The sequence below is a fragment of the Phytobacter sp. RSE-02 genome (assembly GCF_040578655.1).
Classification (GTDB): Bacteria; Pseudomonadota; Gammaproteobacteria; order Enterobacterales; family Enterobacteriaceae; genus Phytobacter; species Phytobacter diazotrophicus.
The window spans coordinates 182396-206034 of the sequence record NZ_JBEULY010000002.1; the positions used below are offsets into that span (position 1 = coordinate 182396).

The 23639-nt window shown below is 49.2% G+C and carries 22 protein-coding genes; 13 read left to right on the plus strand and 9 right to left on the minus strand.

Annotated elements, in window-relative coordinates; genetic code table 11:
- Positions 1 to 5 precede the first annotated feature (5 nt).
- Positions 6 to 1292: an MFS transporter gene (locus tag ABU190_RS04515; protein ID WP_354690526.1), complete on the minus strand. Its 1287-nt coding sequence runs from the start codon at positions 1290 to 1292 to the stop codon at positions 6 to 8.
- 192 nt (positions 1293 to 1484) lie between these two features.
- Positions 1485 to 2399, minus strand: coding sequence for an AraC family transcriptional regulator (locus tag ABU190_RS04520; protein WP_354690527.1), 915 nt, complete (start codon positions 2397 to 2399; stop codon positions 1485 to 1487).
- A 314-nt stretch (positions 2400 to 2713) separates the two neighbouring features.
- Between ABU190_RS04520 and ABU190_RS04525 the strand changes: the two genes are divergently transcribed.
- The 3 genes from ABU190_RS04525 to ABU190_RS04535 all read left to right on the plus strand — a co-directional run bounded on the left by ABU190_RS04525 (position 2714) and on the right by ABU190_RS04535 (position 5526).
- The gene (locus tag ABU190_RS04525; protein ID WP_354690528.1) at positions 2714 to 3814 is read left to right on the plus strand and encodes an alpha/beta hydrolase; all 1101 of its coding nucleotides are present in this window, start codon (positions 2714 to 2716) and stop codon (positions 3812 to 3814) included.
- Between the two features lie 114 nt (positions 3815 to 3928).
- Entirely contained in the window at positions 3929 to 5077 is a 1149-nt protein-coding gene (locus ABU190_RS04530) for an iron-containing alcohol dehydrogenase (protein ID WP_354690529.1), read from the plus strand.
- Positions 5078 to 5154: 77 nt separating this feature from the next.
- Positions 5155 to 5526: a DUF2255 family protein gene (locus ABU190_RS04535; protein WP_354690530.1), complete on the plus strand. Its 372-nt coding sequence runs from the start codon at positions 5155 to 5157 to the stop codon at positions 5524 to 5526.
- Positions 5527 to 6077: 551 nt separating this feature from the next.
- Here the strand turns inward: ABU190_RS04535 and ABU190_RS04540 are convergent.
- Genes ABU190_RS04540 through ABU190_RS04555 form a run of 4 tightly spaced genes read right to left on the minus strand, consistent with a single transcriptional unit; the run spans position 6078 to position 11836 of the window.
- Positions 6078 to 6632, minus strand: coding sequence for a hypothetical protein (locus ABU190_RS04540; RefSeq protein ID WP_354690531.1), 555 nt, complete (start codon positions 6630 to 6632; stop codon positions 6078 to 6080).
- Positions 6625 to 8028, minus strand: a complete 1404-nt coding sequence (locus ABU190_RS04545; RefSeq protein WP_354690532.1) for a hypothetical protein — start codon at positions 8026 to 8028, stop codon at positions 6625 to 6627. The genes ABU190_RS04540 and ABU190_RS04545 overlap by 8 nt, the downstream gene beginning before the upstream one ends.
- Before the next feature lie 3 nt (positions 8029 to 8031).
- Positions 8032 to 11034 carry a hypothetical protein gene (locus ABU190_RS04550; protein WP_354690533.1) on the minus strand — a complete coding sequence of 1001 codons (3003 nt, stop codon included), beginning with the start codon at positions 11032 to 11034 and terminating at the stop codon, positions 8032 to 8034.
- The gene (locus ABU190_RS04555; protein ID WP_354690534.1) at positions 11027 to 11836 is read right to left on the minus strand and encodes a hypothetical protein; all 810 of its coding nucleotides are present in this window, start codon (positions 11834 to 11836) and stop codon (positions 11027 to 11029) included. Before ABU190_RS04555 ends, ABU190_RS04550 begins: the two co-directional genes overlap by 8 nt.
- A gap of 122 nt (positions 11837 to 11958) precedes the next feature.
- On the opposite strand from ABU190_RS04555, the gene ABU190_RS04560 reads away from it, so the two are divergent.
- Positions 11959 to 12828, plus strand: a complete 870-nt coding sequence (locus ABU190_RS04560; protein WP_354690535.1) for a WYL domain-containing protein — start codon at positions 11959 to 11961, stop codon at positions 12826 to 12828.
- A gap of 361 nt (positions 12829 to 13189) precedes the next feature.
- Here ABU190_RS04560 and ABU190_RS04565 read toward each other — a convergent pair whose 3' ends face one another.
- Positions 13190 to 13597, minus strand: a complete 408-nt coding sequence (locus ABU190_RS04565; protein ID WP_354690536.1) for a nuclear transport factor 2 family protein — start codon at positions 13595 to 13597, stop codon at positions 13190 to 13192.
- Between the two features lie 284 nt (positions 13598 to 13881).
- Between ABU190_RS04565 and ABU190_RS04570 the strand changes: the two genes are divergently transcribed.
- The 4 genes from ABU190_RS04570 to ABU190_RS04585 are packed head-to-tail and all read left to right on the plus strand — an operon-like array spanning position 13882 to position 17928.
- A complete protein-coding gene (locus ABU190_RS04570; protein WP_354690537.1) occupies positions 13882 to 14880 on the plus strand; it encodes an ABC transporter substrate-binding protein in 999 nt (332 codons plus the stop codon).
- The gene (locus ABU190_RS04575) at positions 14880 to 15917 is read left to right on the plus strand and encodes an iron chelate uptake ABC transporter family permease subunit (protein WP_354690538.1); all 1038 of its coding nucleotides are present in this window, start codon (positions 14880 to 14882) and stop codon (positions 15915 to 15917) included. The genes ABU190_RS04570 and ABU190_RS04575 overlap by 1 nt, the downstream gene beginning before the upstream one ends.
- On the plus strand, positions 15917 to 16678 hold the full coding sequence (locus ABU190_RS04580) for an ABC transporter ATP-binding protein (RefSeq protein WP_354690539.1): 762 nt from the start codon (positions 15917 to 15919) through the stop codon (positions 16676 to 16678). Before ABU190_RS04575 ends, ABU190_RS04580 begins: the two co-directional genes overlap by 1 nt.
- An 8-nt stretch (positions 16679 to 16686) precedes the next feature.
- Positions 16687 to 17928, plus strand: coding sequence for an MFS transporter (locus tag ABU190_RS04585; RefSeq protein ID WP_354690806.1), 1242 nt, complete (start codon positions 16687 to 16689; stop codon positions 17926 to 17928).
- On the opposite strand, the gene ABU190_RS04590 is transcribed toward ABU190_RS04585, so the two are convergent.
- A complete protein-coding gene (locus ABU190_RS04590) occupies positions 17925 to 18947 on the minus strand; it encodes a helix-turn-helix domain-containing protein (protein WP_354690540.1) in 1023 nt (340 codons plus the stop codon). The genes ABU190_RS04585 and ABU190_RS04590 overlap by 4 nt on opposite strands.
- 147 nt (positions 18948 to 19094) lie before the next feature.
- Here ABU190_RS04590 and ABU190_RS04595 point away from each other — a divergent pair, with 147 nt between their 5' ends.
- The 5 genes from ABU190_RS04595 to gap all read left to right on the plus strand — a co-directional run bounded on the left by ABU190_RS04595 (position 19095) and on the right by gap (position 22995).
- Complete coding sequence (locus ABU190_RS04595) at positions 19095 to 19841, plus strand: alpha/beta hydrolase (protein WP_354690807.1); 747 nt, start codon at positions 19095 to 19097, stop codon at positions 19839 to 19841.
- Positions 19842 to 19862: 21 nt separating this feature from the next.
- Positions 19863 to 20486, plus strand: a complete 624-nt coding sequence (locus tag ABU190_RS04600) for an NAD(P)H-dependent oxidoreductase (RefSeq protein WP_354690541.1) — start codon at positions 19863 to 19865, stop codon at positions 20484 to 20486.
- A gap of 12 nt (positions 20487 to 20498) precedes the next feature.
- A complete protein-coding gene (locus tag ABU190_RS04605) occupies positions 20499 to 20807 on the plus strand; it encodes a hypothetical protein (RefSeq protein ID WP_354690542.1) in 309 nt (102 codons plus the stop codon).
- A 117-nt stretch (positions 20808 to 20924) separates the two neighbouring features.
- A complete protein-coding gene (locus tag ABU190_RS04610; protein ID WP_107222707.1) occupies positions 20925 to 21905 on the plus strand; it encodes a helix-turn-helix domain-containing protein in 981 nt (326 codons plus the stop codon).
- A gap of 79 nt (positions 21906 to 21984) precedes the next feature.
- Positions 21985 to 22995, plus strand: coding sequence for a type I glyceraldehyde-3-phosphate dehydrogenase (gene gap / locus ABU190_RS04615; RefSeq protein ID WP_354690543.1), 1011 nt, complete (start codon positions 21985 to 21987; stop codon positions 22993 to 22995).
- A 56-nt stretch (positions 22996 to 23051) separates the two neighbouring features.
- Here the strand turns inward: gap and ABU190_RS04620 are convergent, their stop codons facing one another.
- The gene (locus ABU190_RS04620; RefSeq protein ID WP_039079025.1) at positions 23052 to 23639 is read right to left on the minus strand and encodes a cupin domain-containing protein; all 588 of its coding nucleotides are present in this window, start codon (positions 23637 to 23639) and stop codon (positions 23052 to 23054) included.

Here is a 23639-nt window from a genome sequence, read left to right on the forward strand (position 1 = left end):
GTTTCTTATCCCTCTTTGGTGAAGGCCTTCGGGTAGGTTTTTTCGTAATAGCCTTTCATCTCACCCTCTTCAAGGGACAGCGCCCTCTTCAGATGCCATGAACAGAGTAGCAGAGGGGCTATCATTAACACGGCAAGCCCTGAAAAGAGCGTGAACACACTCACACCCAGCCAGTGAATAAACCCGCCAGCTATCATGACGCCGAAAGGGTTGACCAGACTCGAGAGAAACGCCGACATGGCCGCCATCCGTGTCCGATAATGTCCGGGGGTGGCGGTCGCTCTCAGGGTGCTGAGATTCACATTGATTAAGTAGAACGCCAGGCCACAGAAGAAGGCCAGCGCAATCGAGGTGTTGATATTCGGGACCAGCACAATAGCCGGGACGCTCCCACCCAACAAAATAAACCCGATAACGACATTCCAGAAACGTCCAACGTTTCGGGTTATTGCCGCATTAAGGTAGAGACTGCCGGCCAGTAATCCGATGGCGAAGGAAAATTCAAATGCGCCAAGGTACGAGGCGGGCAGGTGCAACTCCGTGCTCATCCAAAACGGAATGGTCACAGAAAAGAAGGGGAACATCGTAAAATTGATGAGCGCGGAAATTAAGGCGATGTGAAACTCTGATTTGACACGGTAGATGGCGACAAATCCGCCTTTCGTTTTGCTGAACCAGCTTTCACCTGCGTGTGGCGAATGCACGCACACAGGCCGTTTCGCAAGCAGAACGCAGGCCAGGCACGATAATCCTTGCAGTAACGCGGCGGCATAAAGCGCCAGGCCAATAGAAAACAACGCGATTAGCGAGGCGGCCAGCACCGGCCCGGTGAGCATAATCACGGAATTAATGGCCGAGCGGCTGGATATGGCGCGTGAAACATGACCGTCATCGACCAGATCGGGGATCAGACCCATGATGGTGGGCTCTCTGACTGATGCCACCGCGCTCATCGCGATGAGGCCTGCGGTCAGTAAAACAAGGTGGAATTGTCCCGCCGAACAGGCAAGAGAAAAGAGCATCATGATGACGAAAACCGCGAGCTGACAGCCGTTAATAAACTTTACGCGGTGAAACCGATCGCCGAATGAGGCGAGAAAAGGCTTCAGGTAAATCTCGGCGGCAACGGAAAACGCGATCAGTGATGAGAAGGCGACCGCTGAATGGGTTTCCTTTAAGCACCACCATGCCAGAGCCAGACGGAATACATGCCCAGCCAACAGGCTGAGGGTCGTTGCGGTTTGTAAAAGGAAGAATGCGGGACCGAGGCGCATGAAGGCGTTAAATTTCATCGTGCGTATCAAACATTATGAGGACGGATGAAGGAAACATTCCGTCAACATAACGTAAATTTGTTCCGGATGACAAAAAGAGAAGAGGATCCAGTAAATAAACGACTTAGCCGTCACAGTCTGTGTCCGTGGTGAAGCTGACGGAAAGGGCGCTCCAAACACAGAAATCAATGGCTGTAGTTCGGTGGAATATTAAAGTTTACTGGCAGACTGCCTCAGAACAGTGATATCTCTTTTTGGCGATATCCCAAACATCCTCGCATATTCACGGCTGAAATGGGAAAGGCTCTCATAGCCGACAGCAAAGGCCGCCGTGGTGACATCAAAATGCTCATTCAGCATAAGCCGTCTTGCTTCATTCAGGCGCAGCCATTTCTGGTAGCGAAGCGGACTCATCCCGGCAAGTTGCCTGAAATGGTGGTGAAAAGAGGGCGTGCTCATCTGCACCCGACTCGCAAGCTCTTCAATACGTAAAGGCGATGCAATGTTGGTTTTCAACCAGTCAATGGCTTTGCCGATACGGTAGCCATGCCCGTCTACGGCGGCAATCTGTCTGAGATGATCGGACTGGTCGCTCATCAAAAGCCGGTAATGTATTTCACGCTGAATAAGAGGGCCAAGAACCGGGATTGCTTCTGGCTCGTCAAGCAATGAAAGCAGACGGCAGAAAGGCTCCAGCAGAACATCAGAAAGCGTACCGATTCCGACACCGGCCCCGGCGTCTCTTTTTTTGACCGGAGCCAGGCCGCCCTGGGCAATTAATTCCATCAAAACGCGCTGGTCGAGTTTATAGGCTATACCAACGCATGGGCGGGATGCCGACGCTTTCAGCACTTCTGAGCTGGCGGGTAAATCGAGAGACGTAATCAGAAATTTTTCCGCATCATATTGATAAGGTTCACCCCCAATCCACATGATCTTTGCACCCTCGGTTACCAGTACGACACTGGGAGGGACCAGGCAGCTTACCGGCGAAGCCGGCTCATTTCGCCGGAATAACTCCAGTCCGTCGACGGCTGTCGGGAAATCACCGGTACCAGGTGTGCGCGCCGTGATATCCCGGGTCAGCGTCCCGAGTAAGTCCTTAATCGAATTGCCTGTGATCATTTTGAATGCCTCAAACTCGTTACTTCTCTACGGCGTTAACTTACCAGCTCAAAAAAATGAAATATATGCTTTCACTGCAATTTCATAGGATCAGGCAAAAAATACAGAGTTATTTAATAACACATTTCCCCAAGGATAACCAAAATAGCAATACTCAAGCAGGACCCTGACACGGTAAATCTGCTCATGACGATGAATATATTAAAACCGTTTATGCAAAAAGTACTCTTTAAATTTCCCGACAAGTCATCTGGAGAGAGTTATGACTGAAATGCGCATACATGCTGTTTAAAAAATGAACTTCATATAAATCAATGAAAGGTTTTAATACCATGACCATAAAATTCTCAAAGCATTTTTTCAACGGCGCACTCCTTGCCGGTGCGCTGTCCATGATTTCAACAGAATCTGCGCTCGCCCAGCCGACGTCAGGTGTATCGGATTCTGCTGTACGTCTGGTTCAGACGTGGGATAAAACCTTCCGAAGGAGTGACAAAGTGGATCATCAAAAAGTTACTTTTAAAAACCGTTATGGCATTACGCTGGCTGCAGATGTGTATCTTCCAAAAGATCGCGGAAATAAAAAACTTGCTGCTATTGTTGTATCGGGTCCTTTCGGTGCCGTAAAAGAGCAGGCGTCAGGTCTTTATGCACAAACGTTAGCAGAGCGTGGATTTATAACGCTGGCTTTTGATCCTTCCTATACCGGGGAAAGCAGTGGAGAACCGCGCAATATTGCCTCTCCTGATATCAATACCGAAGACTTTATGGCTGCGGTCGATTTCATTGGATTGCAGCCTTATGTTGATCGTCAACGTATCGGTGTCATTGGGATCTGCGGCATGGGTGGTATTGCATTGAATGCCGTTGCCGTTGATAAACGTGTAAAAGCTGTCGTTGCGAGCACCATGTATGATATGAGCCGTGTTATGTCGAAAGGGTACAATGACAGTGTAACCCCTGAACAACGCGAGCAGGTGCTTGAAAAACTGAGCCTTCAGCGCTGGGAAGATGCAGCAAACGGTAAACCTGCATATCAGCCCCCTTACAACAAACTGAAAGGTGGCGAAGCGCAGTTCCTCGTAGACTATGCGGACTACTATATGACAAAGCGTGGATACCATCCGCGTGCGGTTAACTCCGGGAACTCATGGTCGGTAACAACGCCGATGTCCTTCATGAATTTCCCGCTGATGACCTATATTAAAGAAATATCTCCGCGTCCTGTCTTGTTTGTACATGGTGAAAAAGCGCACTCGCTTTATTTCTCCAAAACGGCATACGAGGCGGCAAATCAACCAAAAGAACTTTTGATTGTTAAAGATGCCACACATGTTGATTTGTATGATCGCATGGATAAAATTCCGTTCGATAACATCACGGCATTTTTCAATAAATATCTTAACAACCAATGAATATTGCCTAACGGCATTCTCAGATGCAGTGGAAAAAATGCCATTGCACTGTTGTTTTGCGTATTAAGAGTGACAAGCATTAAAAACACCTAAATATCAAAGTAAGGTCTAATCATGAAAAACTTTACGTTTCATAACACGACGAAAATAATTTTCGGGCGTGATCAAATTCCAAAAATTGTCAATGAAATCCCAAAAAATAATAAAGTCATGATTATCTACGGAGGCGGGAGTGTTAAACGTAATGGCTCGCTGGAAAAGGTTCGGGGTTCGCTGAAAGACCATACGATTTATGAGTTCGGGGGCATCGAAGCTAATCCTCATTACGAAACGCTGATGCAAGCTGTTGCACTCGTTAAGGATAAAGGCGTCGATTTTTTGCTGGCACTAGGTGGGGGATCGGTTATTGACGGCACCAAATTTGTCGCAGCGGCTGCGTGCTACGAAGGTGATGCCTGGGATATTGTCAAAAGTTACGGGAGCGTTGTTAAAAAGGCTCTACCGGTCGGCTGTGTTCTGACCATTGCCGCGACAGGTTCAGAAATGAATAATGTCGCAGTTGTTACAAGAGCAGAAACAAAAGATAAGCTGTTTTTTGCATCCCCATACGTTATGCCGCAGTTCTCGGTTCTGGAACCTGAACTGACATTTACGTTGCCCCAACATCAGACGGCGAATGGAGTGGTCGATGCGTTTGTGCATGTCCTTGAGCAATATGTGACTTTTCCAGTAAATGCCAAAGTACAAGATCGTCTGGCAGAAGGGCTACTGAACACATTGAAAGAAGAGGGGCCTAAGGTGTTGGTAAATCCGACGGATTTCGATGCCAGGGCGAACATTATGTGGGCTGCAACAATGGCATTGAACGGCCTGCTCAGTACGGGGACGCCTGCGGACTGGGCATCACATCTGATCGGGCAAGAAATTACTGGCCTGTATGGTCTGGATCATGCCTGCACGCCGGCGGTAATGATCCCAGCCATCTGGAAATTCAACCTGGCCGACAAAAAACAGAAACTCGCACAGTATGGTGAACGCGTCTGGAATATCCCCGCATCTGATACCGAAACGATGGCCATTCAGGCTATCGATGCTACGGTGGCGTTTTTCGAAACATTGGGCATTAAAACCCGCTTATCTGATTATGGTCTGGGAGAGGATAGTATTCCGGCAGTAATCGATAAACTTAAAGAACACGGGCATGTTGCCCTGGGCGAACATGGGAATATTACGCCGGAGAAAGTCGAGGCTGTTCTGAAATAGCGTTGTATCCTTCAAAATAACAACGATTTTTTTCATAGAAAGAGAAATGATTTTTTATCTTAAAGGAGGAAAGGCTCATGTCCTGGAACCTTGACCTGTTAGCAAAAATCGATAAGGCTGACGACCTTAAAATTGCGCCATTCCATCCTGATATGACGACCACCGGTACGCCAACCTGGATTTGGGAGGTGACGGTAGATAACCGACTTTTCGTGCGCGCTTATAGTGGCAAGGAGTCAACGTGGTATCAGGCTGCACTGGCTCAACAGACCGGTAAAATATTGGCTGTTGGGCAGGAGTTTTATGTTGTGTTCGTAATGACAACAGATCCTGAACTGGAAAGAAAAATAGACCAGGCCTATCTGAAAAAATACGCCAGAAGTAACTATGTTGCCGCAATGACAGGGGCACGCGCCAAAGCGGCCACGGTCGAGATATTACCTGGCTGATTTGGCTTATAAAAGTATTACGTTTTCGCCAGGGCAGGTTTCTTCCTGGAAGACGTAATACTGTCCCGAAACGTGGCTTTGTGGACGATGATATGGACATGCCAGACACAGAGTCTGGCATGCACTCATTACCTGATGCCTGACAGGGCAGAACCAGAAATGACCGACGCACTGATTCTACGGCAGGCGGTAGCGACTTATGCAGTTGCTTATGTGAATATCAAATTCAACATATGTTTGGCAACAACCAACTTCACAGACACAAAACATAATAACAATTTGAATAAATTAGCATTATTGTAAATTTCTGACAACATCACATCATTTAGCTTCATGAAGTTACAGTATATATCAGAGAAATATAAAAAAGCTCTCTGAAGATGCATGCTCAGTTTGGCAGACAGTATCTGCCAAACTGGTTGTTGAACATGGTTAATCTATATTAAGGCCCCGTGGCGTCTGGCAATCCAAAGCACTTGCTTTCATCGCTCCTTGTCAGTGCTGAAAAGATTATATTGTAACGTGCTAATGATAAAAGTTTATTGCGTCATTCATAATGGTGACGCATCAAATAATCTGTTATATATATGTGCCCCAGCACAAGACATAATGTAACGCTCATTCGGTGTCTTATGCATGATGCCTTTCTCCACCAGGATGCTATTTACCGGTTTGGTGAGTGGCGACGGGAGTCCGCATGCCTTGACTATCCGCGAAATTTCTTCATCTTCACCCATTGCATCAATATCTTTTGCACTAATCCCCCCAGACGGGTCTTGCATGATAGTTGGTGCTATCCCTCTGGAGGTCAAACCACGGCAAAGGACTACCAGTAAAACCTGTATGTTCGCCCCCGTTTCATTTAAATCTGCCCGGTCTTGTCTGGTGGCAAAGTAGGCTTCATTTCCCACTGCAATCAGCTCAAAGCCGAGTAACATGTACAGTGAACGATACGTGTCAATATCACCGATTAGCGCTGTGAATTTCGCGGATGGCATCAGGCGACCATCGATAAGTTCATATTTATTGATTATTTTACCGCTGATAAAGTCTTTATAAATTTCTTGAGATGCAACCACATTCAAACCGAAATCAGGGCTACTCATGTGCATTAACCTCCAGGCGTTTAACCGTATAGCTTAGTACTTTGGTTCCATACCGTATTTCCCGCCGCTCAAGTGTCTGCGTTTTGAATAATCTTTTACTGACGAATGGCAGGGCGTCGTAGATATCTTTTAGACCGTAGTCCGGCAACGTTCGACATAAGTGTTTATGAATGGCCAGATAAAGGTCGGGGACAGGATTAGTGTCCTTAAAGCTCGCCATCGCTTTTTTTATTCGCATCACATGTTTCCTGCGCAGATAGGATTCGTTTGCGTGGGGATTCGCTGATGGGCGGCGCTTGGCGGTTTCCAGCATGTCTGCACGATTCAATTTGGTGCGTATGTATTCCAGAGTCATTCCCGCGCTAAAGTCAGCAGGTAATTCAATCAGTGGGGCGGTGAGATTGGTGCGTGACCAGCTTTGTAATCCAGAGAAAATCGAAGAGGGAGTAAAGATAGGGTGCTCAGGTGATAATTGCTTGCCTGTCAACTTGGTATCTAACAATTCAAGAACCAGCCGGTTTATTTCGTTAAACTGGGTTTCAATACTGTCATAGAGTTTTCTCTGAGCGATGCTCATATCAACATAACGTCTGAGTTTCTTTCGAATTAGGTTGATCACTTCCGCATAAGACAGAAGTTTCATTTCTATCGTCACAATATTATTCAGTTCTTTGTAAAAAGTCGTCTTCTCAAGACTTTCACGAATCTTTCTGATCAAGTACATGGCTGATGCATCGTTTGTCATGGCTTTTTCATTCAGAAATGTCAGTGTCGGTTTAATATTGCGTCGATAGATACGAATAATTTCATCAAATGCTTTTTGTACCTGTTCGGTGGGGACTTGCTGATTAAAATCGTGGCTGTCTACAATTTCCGATAACCGTTTAGAGCTTCCATCCAAGGCCCGCACGTTATGGTCGATTTTGGAAAATATATCCTGCATCGTGTCGGTCAGGGCGACCAGGTTTTCCAGAAACTCAGGATCTTCATGGCTAAATGCCCCTTGTTTTGACAGAAAGTAGTCATAGAGCGTCCTGACTTGGGCGTAAATAATATCCAGGTCTGGTTGCCCCAGCTCTCTGATACGTCGTGAATCAAGATTCTGGATTGTTTGTAACAGCCCTTTTTGCAGGGCAAATAATCCCTTGCTGTCATTGATGAAACTGAGTAGACCACATTTATTCAGATTGCGAATCGACAACGCCGAGATAATGCGACGCCGGTCATTTGACTCGACAACCTGTTGTTCGACGTAAGATGTCAGGGTTGCTTCATATGAGGAGATATTGAAACCAACCACGCTTTTGTGACGACTGGCGTGATAATCTAGCATGGTAAAAAAGATATCAACATGCTGGAACAGCATGACTAGCGTGTTTTGTGCATTGGTTTGCATGGCTTACCCCGCAATCGGTTCTGCATGAACAGGGCTAATGCTGTCGCTGTCATGGGGTATATCAGTCAACCGTTCTTCCATGCCAGCGAAATAGATCAATTCTGCTTTCCCCTGAACGTCTACATCCGTTGCCGGGAAACATGAAAGGTCATGATAAACATCCAGCACACTGGCGATGATTCCTGTCGCGTCTGGATTAGCGGCAAAGAGCGTCAGTCCATGCTCATCCATAACCTTAAGAATCTCACTGAGATTATTTTCATCCAGACTGCCTACTTCATCAAAAATGACCGGCATCGACAATTGCAGGTCCTCTGGCACCATACGTTTCAGCAATAGTGCCAGTAACACCGCATTGACCATACAGTTTGTGCCATTGGATTGCGGAATGGTTTCTTTCACCCCATTTCTGTCAAAGCGATAACTGATTTTTTCGATGATTCGGGTAAGGTCAATCTTGCCGCTTCTACGCACATAAAAATTGTCCTGAAAAACGCGTATATGTGTATAAAACGCTTCGGAAAGCAGGGAATCTGAAGTGGCGGAAACCCTTCTCATCGACTCAACGGCAGCAACGTATTGAGGATGTAAGTCAGCAACCATCTCAACGCCATCCAGATTGGATATCTGGTAGGTGCCCAACTCCTGATTTATTCCATCAATAAAATTTTCAATGATACCTTTAACGTTCTCGATAATCCGGGCAGACGTTGCCGCAGCATTGTTATGCGCATGCAATTGCTCAAGGTAGCTTTCACGTGCTTTTTCCTGTGTACTGAAGAGCGTATCGAGCGCATTAAAATACTCATAAAACATTTTGTGTGAGGGGGTAATCTTATGCCTGTCTTCCGGGGTAGACTCGATGAGCTTTTTATCCAGCAGGTCCTTGAGATGCATCAGCGCATTGTCACGTGCGGCGTGCGTTTCGCGCAGGCTGTTTGAAATTGAGGTCAAGGCAATACGTATAGACGAAGGGTCATACAATGTCTCGTCGTCCAAAGTCGTTGTCTGGAAACGGTTCAGCGTCAGGACCTCTTGGGAACGATAGGTAAGGTTTTCCAGGGCACGCCATAACTCATCAGCGACGGCGTTAGGACCAGACAAATCATTCGCCAATCTTTTTGCCTGAGTAAATTTGTCGCTGACCTGCTTGAATTGTTCAGACAGCGTTTCAAAATTCAAACTGGCATTAGTATCCGCTTCCTGTAATACGACAAGTTCAATAAACCTCTTGTCATAATCTTTTTGCAACATTGCATAGCCCAGCAACAGGCTGATGTTTTGTTGTAATGCGGTTAAATTCGCCTTACACACGGAAATTCTGTCAGTTCTTTCCTGTAAATTCAGTTTGACACTCTGATGAAGGCGTCCGAGTTGCAATGTATTATTTTGTAATTGCGAGCTTTTTTCACTAATACTTTTCTGGAGGCTTTGTTTTAGCGCTGTCGAATCGCTCGTTCTGAACAGTACTTCAGGCAAGGCAACATTGGATAATGTTAATAATCCGTGTGCTTCAGAGAATAATTCGGCAAACGATTCAATGGCATGTCGTTCATTGCCTGAAGGGCAGTAGCTTATTTTCCCAAAACTTTCATTCAGGCTGAGTAATACCGAACGCGTATGGGGCTCAAACTGGTCTAGGAAAGTATTACCACTGTCCAAGTGGGTAAGGCTGTCGTTCAGTTTTTCAATGTCATCTTTAATTTTGTTGTTTTGTTGAATCAGGGTTTGCATCTGTTCCTGAGCCACCGATTGATCATTGAGAAATTGAATCTCCTGTTCAAGCCCGTGAACCTGACCTTTCATAACCTGCACGATGGCGTCATCGCTTGTGTCATCAGCAGGACAAAGTGAAGCAAAATCCTGCCTGAGTGTATGGATAGTATTCAGCTTGCTCAGCATAGCAGCCAACTGCTTTTGCTCTGCTTTCAAATCCGCATTACATCTCATCTGTTTAACCCGGGATTCCTCGAGTCGTTTCCGGGCTGTATTCGATTCGCGTTCGGTAGTGTCAACATCCTTATTCGCTTGAGCCAGTTTTAACTGGAGGTTTTTCTGTTCTCTTGCAACCGTGCTCTCAACCATTGCAAACTTTTCTTGTGTGTAAGCTCTTCGCTCATCATACAAAGTCAGATCCGTTTTTAGCTGTGCCCATGCCGGGGTCAACATTTCAATCAAAGAGAGGCGTTCGTCCTCCTGCTTTAGCCGCTTCCATTCATCCAGCGCCGCATCAAGGTCAATAAAAACACCATCATCTTTGACAACACTCAATCCCATGCCATCAATAATCGAACCAATTGCCATTGGCAGCGATGAAGTTGACGCATTTCCTAAACTAAATGCCATTCCCAATAACGCCCGAACCGTATCGACACTTGCGGCGGTGAAACGCTTGGACATTGGCAACAGGCAGAAGCGGGTATGATCGTCAGCAGTGGATGTCCGGGTATAAATCGCTTCCCCAATGGTGCTGCGCTCAGTAAACAGTTCACCGCCGTATTCTTTAGATAAAAGTTTGTTCCTGATTTCAGTGACGCCAATATTCGCCTGCAACTGGCCAACGCCGTTATTGTGCGCAGAAGAATCATCCCAGAAGAGTTGCTCAATATGGCTGTAAGGGTGGGGCACCGCAATACGCTGGTAGCCCAAATCAACTGTTCTGAAGAGCACCCAGCAAAAACCTTCGCGCCAGGCTGGATTTTCCGCATTGCAGATAATGTAAGACTCTGTTCCTGGGAAATAGTACTGGAATGTATCAAGGTCAGAAAAATATTGGCCTCCAGATGAGAAACCAAATTTGTCAGCACTTTTCTTAAAATTAATTTCAGGCAGTAAAAACAGCTTCAATGCCGACAGCGTTGATGTCTTGCCTTTGTTATTACCCGACAGCAGGGCGGCGTGTGTATCAACCGGCAACTTCACATAATAATTAGAACCACTATTGACGAAAATGATTTCCCGGATACGGTACTCACTGGGCAAGTTGAGAAAAAAGGTATTATCCATGTGCACGATAACTCTCCTGTTCTACCGTGGAGCGGTAGTGTCGTAATACACTGATAATGTTGTCCAACTGAGAAGAAACGCCATAGAGCTTTGACAGTGCATCCAGTTCTTCACTGGATACTTTTCTTCTGGAGCGGCATAGTCTTTCTCTCAAATCATCTGGTGCCAGATAACGCGTTGTTTGTGCTGCCAGGCCGCCGGCCAGCAGGTTGGCATAGATCTGTAACCCTCCTGAATCAACATCCAGTACACACAACACACTGCCTGAGAATAATTGAAGATAAGGAATAATCAGACGATTAGATATGCCATTGCCGGCCGCCCAGAGAAATTCAATATCCTCTTCCGGGTACTCGACCCCACAATGTTGAACCGCAAATTGATAAACCGATCTGAAATCAAGAAAACACTCCAGATTTTCAATAATCATGGCATGCTTCTTCGGTGGGCAGGGTACTGGGGACGAACGACGTAACACGTAATTGTATGGTTCTGCAGAAGTCGAATCATAAGCAACTAACAGTGCGCCATCTACATTGGTTGCATGACTATTGCCACTTAAACTTGCTGCACTACGGCTACTTTTATCGATGGGTGTAGCAAACTGGCATAATTCTGCAAAGGCCTCATGATCGATAATCGTCACATGATAGACCTTTTCAGCATACCTTACGACTTGAACCGATTTCGAGATGAGAGACGCCTCGGCGCCCGCACGGGTCAACTTTCTTTTAAGAGAAAGCCAATCCACTCCTTTGCCTGCCTTTACCGCATCCATAGCCTGAGTGAGAGTTATCGCCATTGCACACCTCCTTTGATATCAAATGATATCAAAAAAAAGCAATCAAATGCAATTTAAATAACTAAAATATGCTATAATATGTTGTATTAAGATATCATTTGAAACTAAATCTATGGTCAATCATGCAACATACCGATCCACAACTAACGGCCAGATTTCAATTCATTGATTTTTTGTTGTTGTTTAAAGGACGTTTAACCCGAACCGAGCTAGTCGCCCGGTTTGGAATAGGAGAGGCCACCGCTAGCAGAACCATAGCCGCCTATATTGAAACTTACCCACACGCCATGATTTTTCATGGTTCCAGAAACGGTTACGAAGCTGCAGCAGGCTTCATCCCGGCAAGCATTCACTATGCAGAGAATGGTCTACGGTATATCGCCTATGGGAAAATTGATGAAACCTACCCGGTGGAAACATTTGGACCTGGAACCATAGACTTGAAACCGGATATCAATGCCTCTCTTGCGGCGGCGATAACTCGAGCCATTGTCAACCAGCATCAGATCAACCTTGAATACCTGTCCACAACCTCAGGGACAAAGCCCAGAATCATACTGCCACACAGCCTGTTTGAAGCCAGCGGCACATGGTATTTCAGGGCCTATGACTATTCAGTTTCCGACTATCGTACGTTCAAATTTACTCGAGTGTTATCTGCCATCTCACTGGGCACACCTGCACATCTGTCGTTTACCAGAAATAAAGATGCTGCCTGGCAGCGAATTCGATACGTACAGCTCATTGCCCACCCTAAAAGTATCCATCCAGACAGCCACCTGCTCGATCTGGGAATGCCGGCAACAGGCATCAAAGAACTGGCCGTATCAGAAGCTTGCCTGGGATTTGTTCTGACAGACCTGCGAGTAGACTGCTCCAGAACAGGTAAACTGGATGCCAAAGAATATCCTCTCAGGCTGGTCAATCTAGCTGAGCTTGAGGATGTTGAATCAATGACAATTGCGCCAGGGTTCCAGCATATTAAAAAATAGGTGAAGTGAACGAACCATGGCATTTCCCGCATAAAACAAGTACGCAGGGATTGTTTGTCTGGAATAACGTTGGTGCTGGAGGCTTTATGCTCCGGTCTGCAGTTTACTGTTGGTGGTGGCATAAGGAAGAAAGCCCCGACACCTAACGCAAGAAATGGGGGGTGAGAAATCGTTAACCTGTTGATTTCGCGAGAGGCTATGGAAAGATATGAAGTTGTTTATCATCGTAGTTTATTTAACATAATATACATTATGCGCACTAAGGTAAGGTGCCGCAGAATCCGGCTTTGTTTGGTCATCCTTTTCTGGTCATTTGTCGCCTTTGGATGCGTGTTCAACGGCGCCATCGTGCAGACCTTTATCATTCTTCACTGCCGACTCTGCCTCTGTTTTCATCTGTTGGCGTTCCCTGATGAAATCGCATCTGCCAGTCCGTTGTTTCGCTTGTGCGCTTCACCCACAACGATGTTCGCAATGTCTGTCGACCGATGCGGCCTTGCTCATCAACCGTAAAACTTCGGTACGTCAATAACACGCATGAGTCATCCACCACTGATAACGAAAAATCATCGGACTGGATTTTCTGATCATCGGTTTCCATGACTAACGCACGGATGACATGTTCTCTGTCGTACCGCTGACCTGAACGGCCAATTTCAAAAAAATCGCGGTGCAGTAATTTCTCCAGCAACGTTTTCTGACTTCGCGTTTTCGCATGATGAAGTTTCTGCTCATTCTGTATGAGTAATGCCAGCACATCTTGTGTCATCCCGATTTTCCTGTTTGTTCGCTAACGTTTCGCCGATCCTGTTTCGCGCCAGGTCAACACTCACGACCATTATTTCTGCTCTCACGGTCTTACCGTTACGTTTCAATTCATTTGCGCTTTAATTCAAATTCTTAACGCATAAAAATGCCTTAATAACAAATGATTACCATTACCGTTGACACCCTTTCCCTGGCATTGTATAAAACCGCGCCTTGTTATTAATTCTCATTTACGATTTTACCCGTTTCCTGCCCTGGAAACCCGCTAACGAAGGATAGCGTTACATGAAAAAGGTCATCAGTGCTTTAGGATTGGTTTTCGCTTCGGTCAGTTCCGCGTTTGCTACTACCTACCCTGTCACCATCGAAAATTGCGGATACAAAGAAACATTCACCAAAGCCCCTGAGCGCGTCGTCGCGCTGGGCCAAAACACTGTTGAGATCCTTCTGTTACTTGGCCTCGAGGACAACGTGGTTGCCAGCGCATTCTGGCCGACAAAAGTGTTGCCATCACTTGCAGAAAAAAACAGTAAAATCAAAAACCTGACCGTTGAAATCCCGACGCTCGAATCTATTCTCGCCCAAAACCCGGACTTCGTTCCTGCCCAGATCCCTCTGTTACTGGGACCGGAAAGCAAAGTCGCTAAACGTGAAGATCTCACCACCGTCGGCGTCAACAGCTATATGTCGCCGGGGATGTGCGCCACGAAAAAAGGCGTTGGCGATATGTACGGTAGCCGCCAGAAGCTGTGGGATATGAGCTTTCTTTACCAGGAAATTATGGATTTCGCGACCATTTTCAACGTAGAAGATCGCGGTAATGCGCTGATTGCCGATTTCAAAAAACGTGAAAATGATCTGCGTGCCGAGTTCAGCAAGAACAAAAAAGACCTCTCGTTTGTCTTCTGGTTCTCCAGCTCATCCCCGTCTGCTGACGCCTATGTTGGCGGCAAGAATAGCGCGTCAGGGTTTATCGCGAATGTCCTGGGTGGCCACAACGCCATTACCTCTGAAACTGAATGGCCAACGGTTGGCTGGGAAAGCATTATCGCCGCTAACCCGGATGTCATCGTCGTCTCCAGTCTTGACCGCAACCGCTGGGCACTGGATAACGCCGAAGAAAAGATTAAATTCCTGAAAAGCGATCCGGCCGTCAGCCAGCTCGATGCTGTTAAAAAAGGTCACATCGTCGTGATGGACGGCCAGGCGATGAACCCGACAATTCGTACTATCTATGGTGCTGAACAGGTTGCCGAACAGCTCAGAAAAATGGGACTGAATTGATGAGTTCCGCAATACAACAGGCCCGCCAGGGCCTGATACTCACCACATCAACAGTGCTGGCGCTGATTCTTCTTTTTGTGGTGATTGCCACAGGCGTCAGCGTGGGCGAACTGTCCATTCCGCTTAGCAGCGTCTTTTATGCGCTGACCAACAAAGCCGGATTCACCGACGTGCCACTCAGCCGCATCCATGAAAGTGTTATCTGGGATTTCCGTCTTAGCCGTGCGTTGGTCGCAGCCTGTTGTGGTGCGGGGCTGGCGATGTGTGGCGCCGTTTTGCAAAGCCTGCTGAAAAATGCCCTGGCGGAACCCTATGTACTCGGCGTATCCGCTGGGGCGTCAACGGGTGCCGTCTCGGTTGTGGTGCTTGGTATCGGTACTGGCGCAGTTTCCCTGTCCGCAGGTGCGTTTGCCGGGGCCTTTGCCGCTTTTGCGTTTGTCGCCTTTCTCACCAACGGCGCACGTGGCGGTAATGAGCGTACGATTCTGGCGGGCGTCGCGGCATCCCAACTCTTCAACGCCATCACGGCGTATACCATCAGTACTTCCGCCAGCGCACAACAGGCGCGTGACGTGATGTTCTGGCTCCTTGGCAGCTTTAGCGGCGTTCGCTGGCCGGAGTTTCAACTGATACTGGTCGTTCTGCTGGCTGGTCTTGCGGTATGCCTTTTTTACTCTCGCGCACTGGATGCCTTTACCTTTGGCGACGATGCCGCAGCGTCACTTGGTATCAATGTTCCCGTGGTTCGCTTGATCCTCTTTACTGCCACAGCGCTGATGACCGCCACCATTGTCAGTATGGCGGGATCGATCGGCTTTGTCGGTCTGGTCGTGCCGCATATGATGCGCTTTTTCTTCGGTCCGCTTCACCGTACGCTACTGATTGCCAGTGCGCTGGCAGGCGCAATCCTGATGGTGCTGGCTGATATCGCCTCCAGAATGCTGATCGCACCGCAGAGCCTGCCGGTCGGCGTAGTCACCGCGCTGGTTGGCGTGCCTTTCTTTGCTGTCATTATCTATCGTTCAAGGAACAAGTGATGAGCATCACTGCTGAAAACATTACCTGGAAGATAGCTAAGAAAACCATCGTCAATAATGTCTCACTGGCTGTCTCCCAGGGACAAACGGTGGGATTACTTGGCCCCAACGGTTCCGGAAAATCCTCGTTGCTGCGTATACTTGCCGGATTACGTCGCCCGCATGCAGGCACGGTTTCGCTCGATGGTCACGACATCTCCCGGATGCCTAAAAAGCAGCTTGCCCGTCGTATTGCCTTCGTTGAACAGCACGGGATGACCGAATCCAATATGCGGGTTCGCGACGTGGTAAAACTGGGGCGCATTCCGCACCATTCCGCCTTCTCTGGCTGGACATCCCACGATGATGAGACGGTAAATGCGGCGCTTGAACGGGTAGATATGCTCGGAAAAAGCGATCAGGGATGGCTGAGTTTATCGGGCGGTGAACGCCAGCGCGTGCACATCGCCAGGGCACTGGCACAGGTACCGAGCGAAATCTTGTTGGATGAGCCAACCAATCACCTGGATATTCATCACCAGATGCAACTGATGAAACTCATCAGTGAGCTGCCGGTGACCAGTATTGTCGCTATTCACGATCTGAACCATGCCTCGATGTTCTGTGACGCATTGATTGTCATGCAACAAGGCCAGGTCATCGCCACGGGCACCCCGCAGGAGATTCTGACCGAAGAATTACTCTGGGAGGTCTTTCGGGTGAAAACGCATATTGAAATATCGGCGTTTCATGGCAAGAAGCATATTCACTACCTTATCTGAATAAGACTATCTGGATGCATTTACTTCGCCCCGCCACACACCTCTGGCCGCCCGTTTTACTGGGCAGCCAGTTTGTATTCAATATCGGTTTTTACGCTGTCGTTCCCTTTCTGGCGATCTTTCTTCGCGATGACATGCTGCTTTCCGGTGGGATGATCGGCCTGATTCTCGGGTTAAGAACCTTTTCACAACAGGGCATGTTTATTGTTGGCGGTGCCCTGTCCGACCGCTTCGGCGCCCGCAGCATCATACTTTGCGGCTGTGTTATCCGCGTGGTGGGGTATCTTCTGCTGGCACTGGGTGACAGTATCTCGCCGATTATTCTCGGCGCTTGTCTGACAGGCATTGGCGGCGCCCTTTTCTCTCCGTCCATAGAAGCCTTGCTGGCAAAGGCGGGTACGGACAGTGAAGCGAACGGCAAGCGCAATCGCGCGGAATGGTTCGCGCTCTTTGCCGTCTGCGGCGAACTTGGCGCGGTGCTCGGCCCTGTTCTGGGTTCCATGCTGGCCGGTCTGGGATTTCGCCAGGTCGCTCTGGCGGGGGCTGTGGTATTTATCGTTGCGCTTGGCGTGCTGCATTTTTGCCTGCCGCGCAATCCGTCACGCCAGACGACGCTGCATATTACGCCGTGGTGGACCACCTTTCGCCAGCCGCGGTTTGTGGCCTTTATTATCGCCTACAGTTCATGGCTATTGAGCTACAACCAATTATACCTGGCATTGCCGGTGGAGATTGCCCGCGCCGGCGGCAGCGAGAAGGATTTAGGGCCGTTGTTTATGTTGGCTTCGGGGCTGATCATTCTGTTTCAGCTTCCCCTCGCCCGCTTTGCCCGGCGCGTTGGCGCGGTGCGGATATTGCCCTGCGGCTTTCTTCTATTGTCCGCGTCGTTTCTGAGTGTCGCTCTGTTCGCCGCATCGACGCCCCCGGACTCCTGGCTTCGCCTGCTGCCCGCCGCCTGTTTTGTTACGCTGCTGACGATGGGACAGATGTTACTGGTGCCCTCAGCAAAAGATTTGATCCCGCAATTTGCCGCGCCGTCCATGTTGGGTGCACACTATGGTGCACTGGCAACCGCCGGCGGTATTGCGGTGCTGGCGGGTAATTTCCTGCTGGGCAGCCAGCTCGACCGGGCGTTAACACCCTCAACCGATGCCATCTATCCCTGGTTGCAACTGGCGGTATTTCCGTTTTTAAGCGCTATTGCCCTGTTTTTTATTTGCCGGACCGGGCGGGAAAAAGAGAGCCGTTAACGCGTCATTTCTCCGCGCATGTCTCTGGAGCGGTTTTTCACCCACTCTTTGTACATCCCCGGAGACATGCCCATCACGGCATTAAATGCGCGTCGGAATGCCGTTTCATCGTTGTATCCACACTCTGTTGCGACTTGTGAAACCGTCTTGCCGCGATTTTCCAGCAGCATAGCCGCTGTCTCCATGCGTACACGAGTAATAAAGCTTTTGGGACTTTCCTGCGTGAGTTCTGTCATTTTGCGATTGAGCGTTCTGGTGGTCATATTAAGCGATGCGGCAAGCTGCTCGACCGTTATCGATGGATCCTGAAAACGCACCAGGTGTTCGGCTTTAATGAGTAACGGATGGCGCGAATTCAAAAATCCCGCCGGAGCATAGAGATGTTGTGAGAGTGGCTGGCTATCAGCAACGGCCATATCAGCAGCCAGTTTTGCCATCTCATCGCCCGCGTACAACCTGACAACGTGTATCGCCAGATCCACCCATGAAAGCGGCCCGCCGGTGGTGATGATATTCCGGTCTTCCACCAGCGCTTTCCCCCAGACGGGTTTTGTCAGCGGATAGCGTTCCCGGAACGTGTGATATAACCACCATGTTGTCGCGCACATCCGTCCGTTTAACAGCCCGGCTTCTGCCAGAATAAAGCCCCCCGCGCAGGCACCGGCAACGGCACATCCTTGCTGATATTGTGCTTTTACCCACCGCGCTGCATCGGTGATTGCCGCTTTGCAAAGCGGAGATTTTTCTTCATCAAGACGCATGCCGCTGGCAATAATCAGCGAATATTTATCGCTCTCAAAGGATCCTTCACTTTCAATCTGCCTGCCCTGCGCGTCGATGACGGGATGACCATCCGCCGTGACGATCTGCGCGCTAAAACCCGGTTCATTAACCGCATCGCGATGACGCAACGCCGGGTTTTGCTCAGCCACCTGATTTGCCAGCCAGAACATATCAGACAACCCCGAGAGGGCCGATTTCATACTTCCCGGCACCGCGAGTAAGGCAATTTTCATCATCAAGTCCTGAAAAACACAATGTCCGATTTTGCATGATACCTGTCATTAATGACACTTAATATCGCTTTCGGCATGGCGTTACACTCTGGAAACGTTATTTATGCGTATCGGGAATACCCTGCTATGTCCTTTTTCATCAATAAAATCATGCGACGCGCGTCGTTTCTGCTCTGCCTCATTGTCGCAACAAGCGCTGGCGCGCAGGAGTCAATCATCAAAAACATCGTTCTTGTTCATGGCGCGTTTACCGATGGATCGAGTTGGTCCGCTGTCACTGCGCTCCTGCAGGCCAAAGGGTATAACGTTACCGCCGTACAAAATCCGCTGACCTCTCTTAACGATGATGTGGCGGCAACGGAGCGCGTCCTGCAACGGCAACACGGCGACGTACTGCTTGTCGGCCACTCCTGGGGTGGCGCGGTGATTACGCAGGCCGGAAATGCTGAAAACGTGAAAGGGCTTGTCTATCTGTCGGCACTGGTGCCCGACAGCGGTGAATCTGTTACCGATACCCTTACGCGCCTGAATGCCCCCATGAGTGGCATGCAGCCAGATAACAATGGCTTGATTTGGCTGGATAACCCGGAGATGTTCCGCAACGTCATGGCAAATGATCTGCCTGAGCCTCAGGCGCGTTTACTTACCGCAGCACAACAACCGATAGCCGCGAAAGCCTTCAATGAAAAAGTGAACCATGCCGCCTGGCGCAATAAGCCGTCGTGGTATTTAGTCACTGAAAATGACAACGCGCTTAACCCTGCCGTACAAAACTTATTGGCGCGAGAAGCTGGCGCTAATATCATCCACCTCCCGTCAAGTCATATGTCAATGGTATCGCACCCGAAGGACGTTGCGGCGCTTATTGATAAAGCAGCACACAACATTAAACAGTGACATTACACAGGTGTATTTATCATGCAAATCCTACATATCGATTCCAGTATTACATTGGAAAATTCTGTTTCCCGTCAGTTATCTTATGAAGTTGTAAAAACGCTAACGGCAAACGGACAGTGTGAAAATATTATTTATCGTGATCTGGTTAAAGACGAAATACCTCACTTAACGGGCGACATTGCTGCCGGGTTCAGAGCAGTATCTGGCGCAGTGACCACACCTGAACTGGCCACTGAATATGCCCTTTCAGAAAAGATCGTCAACGAGTTTCTGACCAGCGATATGATTGTCATTGGTGCTCCGATGTACAATTTTACGGTCGCCAGCCAGTTGAAAGCGTGGTTAGACAGGCTCGCGCAACCTGGTAAGACGTTTCACTACACGGCAAATGGCCCGGTGGGGCTTGCGACCGGTAAGACAGTGGTTGTGGCTTCTGCGAGAGGCGGTTTCTATCACAACACGCCCCTGTCAGAAATGGATTTTCAGGAACATTATTTGCGCCATTTCTTTGCTTTTCTGGGTATCACCCAGGTGAAATTTATTCGGGTCGAGGGGGCATCAAAAGGTGAAAATATTAAGCAGCAGGAAATATTGCGGGCGCTGAACGCTATTCCCCAACTTATTGACAGCATTACACATTAATAGGATCTCGCTATGTTATACGCCGTAACGCTGTATTATTTATGCTCTGAATCAGAGCTGGGTGCCCATATTGATGCGCATAAAAAGTGGCTGGTTGAGGGTATCAGTAAAGCTGGTGTCATCCTGGCCGGCCCCCTCACAAGCGGTACCGGAGGGTATATTCTGTTTCACGGTGATAATGAAAAAGATATTTACACGTATCTGGAAAAAGACCCGTTTGTCATACACAACAAGGTCAGCGTGAATGTACTTAATATCGAGCCCATGTTGTGTTCAAATGCATTTCCTGCGCAATGGGCAGCAAATGCAAAGCTAATATAATGGAACAATAAGGGGGATATTCCCCCTTTTATTGATGTCAGTCGCTGTTTGCGCTGTTACCCTCTTGCCCACCCGCTTCCTGTTGACTTAAATTGTAATAAGCGTACATTTCAGGACATGAAGACATTCCTGATAATCGTTCCTGATGGCGGCATGTTGTTTGAAGCCGCCGGTATCGCCGACATCCTGATGCAGGCTAATCGTCTGCATGCACAAGACGGCCCGCAGCCGCGCTACCGCTTCTCTCTCGCTACGACCCAACCTCACCAGGTCATCCATGGTCAATCCGGGTTAAATCTGCTCGCCGATAGCCGTTTGCATGAAATCGACCCGCGTGAGCCCTGGGATACCATCATGATTACCGGACGCGGCGAGGATGAAGACGAAGGCACCGCGGTGGTCGACTGGCTACGCCTTGCTGCCCCCCATGCGCGGCGGGTGGTCTCTATTTGCGGTGGCGCGATGTTGCTGGCCGAAGCCGGATTACTCAGTGGACGAAGAGCAACCACCCACTGGCGACTGCTGGAAACCATGCAAACACGCTTTCCTGACATCACCCTCGAAGCTGGCCCCCTGTATGTTCAGGATGGCCCTGTCTGGACCTCCGGCGGCGTCAGTTCGGGCTTTGACCTGACGCTCGCGCTGGTTGAAGACGACTACGGGTTTAGCCTCGCGCTGGAAGTGGCCCAGAATATGGTGATGTATCTGCGTCGTCCTGGCGGTCAGCTCCAGTTCAGCCGTTACAATTTGCAGCAGGCCAGTAGCGTAGGTCCCATCAGTGACCTGCAAAGCTGGATCCTTACCCATCTGAACGAAGACTTGTCGGTGGACAAACTGGCGGAACGTGCGGCGATGAGCCCGCGTAATTTTACCCGTGTGTTCACGCGCGAAACGGGTGCGCCACCGGCGCGTTACGTTGCCGAAGCACGCCTGGCCGCGGCGCGTAACCGGCTGGAACAAACCAACGAAACGCTGGACAAGATTGCCGCTGAGACCGGCTTTGGCAGCAGCATCAATTTACGGCGAATTTTCGAACGCCAGTTACACCTTACCCCTGGCGAGTATCGTCAGCGCTTCCACTGCCGCAAAATGGCGTAAAGTGATCCTTATTTGTCGTTTACGCCAAACCGCCGCCGACCTACAGTGATGTCAGACATCGAATAAGAAGGAGTTCATCATGGTTAAGGTCGGCATTAACGGTTTTGGCAGGATTGGTCGTAACGTACTGCGTGCTGCGCTGGGCGATAAAGAAATTCAGATTGTGGCGATTAACGATCTGACGGACAGCAAAACGCTGGCGCATCTGTTAAAACACGATTCACTACTGGGCACCCTTCCCGTTCCCGTCGAAGCAGGCGAAGGTCAGTTAATTGTCGATGGTCAGGCCGTACGGGTGTTTAGCGAACGCGACCCGGCAAATATTCCCTGGCGTGACGTTGGCGTCGATATTGTGATTGAAGCCACCGGCTTCTTTACCGATCGCGAAAAAGCGGCGGTACACATCAGCAGCGGCGGCGCGAAACGCGTGATTATCTCCGCTCCGGGTAAAAACGATGACCTGACCATTGTGCTGGGGGTTAATGACCAGCAATACGATCCCGCGCGCCATTTTGTTGTGAGCAACGGCAGTTGTACGACGAATGGTCTGGCCCCGGCCGCGCAGGTGCTGCATCAGAATTTTGGTATCGAACATGGACTGATGAATACCACTCACGCCTACACCAACAGCCAGGCCTTGCACGACCAGCCAGAAAAAGACCTGCGTAGCGCGCGGGCGGCGGCACTCTCCATCGTGCCGTATTCCAGCGGCGCGGCGAAAGCGCTGGGGAAAGTTATCCCGGAACTGGACGGACGCCTCACCGGTTATTCCTTACGTGTGCCGGTGCCGGTGGTGTCGATTGTGGACCTGACCGTGACCTTAAAACGCGATGTGACGGTAGACGAAGTGAACGCGGCTTTCCGCAACGCTGCCGAATCCGGTCCGCTGAAAGGCATTCTGGGGTATAGCGACGAACCGCTGGTCTCCAGCGATTACCAGGGCGATCCGCGGTCGTCCATTATCGATGGGCTGTCGACACTGGTGATTGGCGGTAATCTGGTGAAAATTCTCGCCTGGTATGACAACGAGTGGGGCTTCTCTAACCGCCTGGTTGACCTTGCGAAAAAGATGGCACAGCGCGGGTTGTAATAACATCCGCATAAACGAAACCACGCTGCGGCGTGGTTTTTTCGTCTTATTTACTATCAGAACGTCACGGGCGTGTTCACCCATAGCACTCTGGCGACCACGGTACCGATATTGCGGTAACCATGCGGGATCTGGCTCGGGAAATAGAACGAATCCCCCTGCTCCAGGGTCCAGACATCGTCTCCCAGACGCAGTTCCAGTTCACCTTCCAGCACATAGCCCATCTCTTCGCCGTGGTGCTCAATCAGACCGTCACTGGCGACACCCGGCTCGATAATATGAATATTGCCCTGCAGCAAACCGCCCTTGTGATGCCAGGTCAGGTTCTCAAGCTCAATCCCCCCTTTTTTACTGCGTTGCAAAAACCGTTTACGGTTACGCTGGGCAGGTTTCAGAACGGGTTGATCGGCGGTCCAGTCATCGGCCATCAGGTCGGCAATGCTGGTCTCCAGCGCCTTTGCCAGACGGTGCAGCATCGCCAGCGACGGCGAAGCTGCGTCATTTTCCAGTTTGGATAACAGACTTTCCGAGCATTCCACCTTTTGCGCAAGCTGCTTGAGGGTCATTTCCTGCACCAGGCGTGCGTGGCGCAGCCGCATTCCCAGCGGGGTTCCGGTAGATTTGATGTCAGCGTTTTTTTTCAT

Bases quoted from the DNA above. Each gene is read 5' to 3' on its own strand.
- ABU190_RS04580 (WP_354690539.1), top strand. From the start codon at position 15,917: ATGAGCATCACTGCTGAAAACATTACCTGGAAGATAGCTAAGAAAACC.
- ABU190_RS04560 (WP_354690535.1), top strand. From the start codon at position 11,959: ATGCAACATACCGATCCACAACTAACGGCCAGATTTCAATTCATTGAT.
- ABU190_RS04550 (WP_354690533.1), bottom strand. From the start codon at position 11,034: ATGGATAATACCTTTTTTCTCAACTTGCCCAGTGAGTACCGTATCCGG.
- ABU190_RS04605 (WP_354690542.1), top strand. From the start codon at position 20,499: ATGTTATACGCCGTAACGCTGTATTATTTATGCTCTGAATCAGAGCTG.
- ABU190_RS04570 (WP_354690537.1), top strand. From the start codon at position 13,882: ATGAAAAAGGTCATCAGTGCTTTAGGATTGGTTTTCGCTTCGGTCAGT.
- ABU190_RS04515 (WP_354690526.1), bottom strand. From the start codon at position 1,292: ATGAAATTTAACGCCTTCATGCGCCTCGGTCCCGCATTCTTCCTTTTA.
- ABU190_RS04520 (WP_354690527.1), bottom strand. From the start codon at position 2,399: ATGATCACAGGCAATTCGATTAAGGACTTACTCGGGACGCTGACCCGG.
- ABU190_RS04565 (WP_354690536.1), bottom strand. From the start codon at position 13,597: ATGACACAAGATGTGCTGGCATTACTCATACAGAATGAGCAGAAACTT.
- ABU190_RS04535 (WP_354690530.1), top strand. From the start codon at position 5,155: ATGTCCTGGAACCTTGACCTGTTAGCAAAAATCGATAAGGCTGACGAC.
- ABU190_RS04525 (WP_354690528.1), top strand. From the start codon at position 2,714: ATGAAAGGTTTTAATACCATGACCATAAAATTCTCAAAGCATTTTTTC.
- ABU190_RS04590 (WP_354690540.1), bottom strand. From the start codon at position 18,947: ATGATGAAAATTGCCTTACTCGCGGTGCCGGGAAGTATGAAATCGGCC.
- ABU190_RS04600 (WP_354690541.1), top strand. From the start codon at position 19,863: ATGCAAATCCTACATATCGATTCCAGTATTACATTGGAAAATTCTGTT.
- ABU190_RS04540 (WP_354690531.1), bottom strand. From the start codon at position 6,632: ATGAGTAGCCCTGATTTCGGTTTGAATGTGGTTGCATCTCAAGAAATT.
- ABU190_RS04610 (WP_107222707.1), top strand. From the start codon at position 20,925: ATGAAGACATTCCTGATAATCGTTCCTGATGGCGGCATGTTGTTTGAA.
- ABU190_RS04575 (WP_354690538.1), top strand. From the start codon at position 14,880: ATGAGTTCCGCAATACAACAGGCCCGCCAGGGCCTGATACTCACCACA.
- ABU190_RS04595 (WP_354690807.1), top strand. From the start codon at position 19,095: ATGCGACGCGCGTCGTTTCTGCTCTGCCTCATTGTCGCAACAAGCGCT.
- ABU190_RS04555 (WP_354690534.1), bottom strand. From the start codon at position 11,836: ATGGCGATAACTCTCACTCAGGCTATGGATGCGGTAAAGGCAGGCAAA.
- ABU190_RS04530 (WP_354690529.1), top strand. From the start codon at position 3,929: ATGAAAAACTTTACGTTTCATAACACGACGAAAATAATTTTCGGGCGT.
- ABU190_RS04620 (WP_039079025.1), bottom strand. From the start codon at position 23,639: ATGAAAAAAAACGCTGACATCAAATCTACCGGAACCCCGCTGGGAATG.
- ABU190_RS04545 (WP_354690532.1), bottom strand. From the start codon at position 8,028: ATGCAAACCAATGCACAAAACACGCTAGTCATGCTGTTCCAGCATGTT.
- gap (WP_354690543.1), top strand. From the start codon at position 21,985: ATGGTTAAGGTCGGCATTAACGGTTTTGGCAGGATTGGTCGTAACGTA.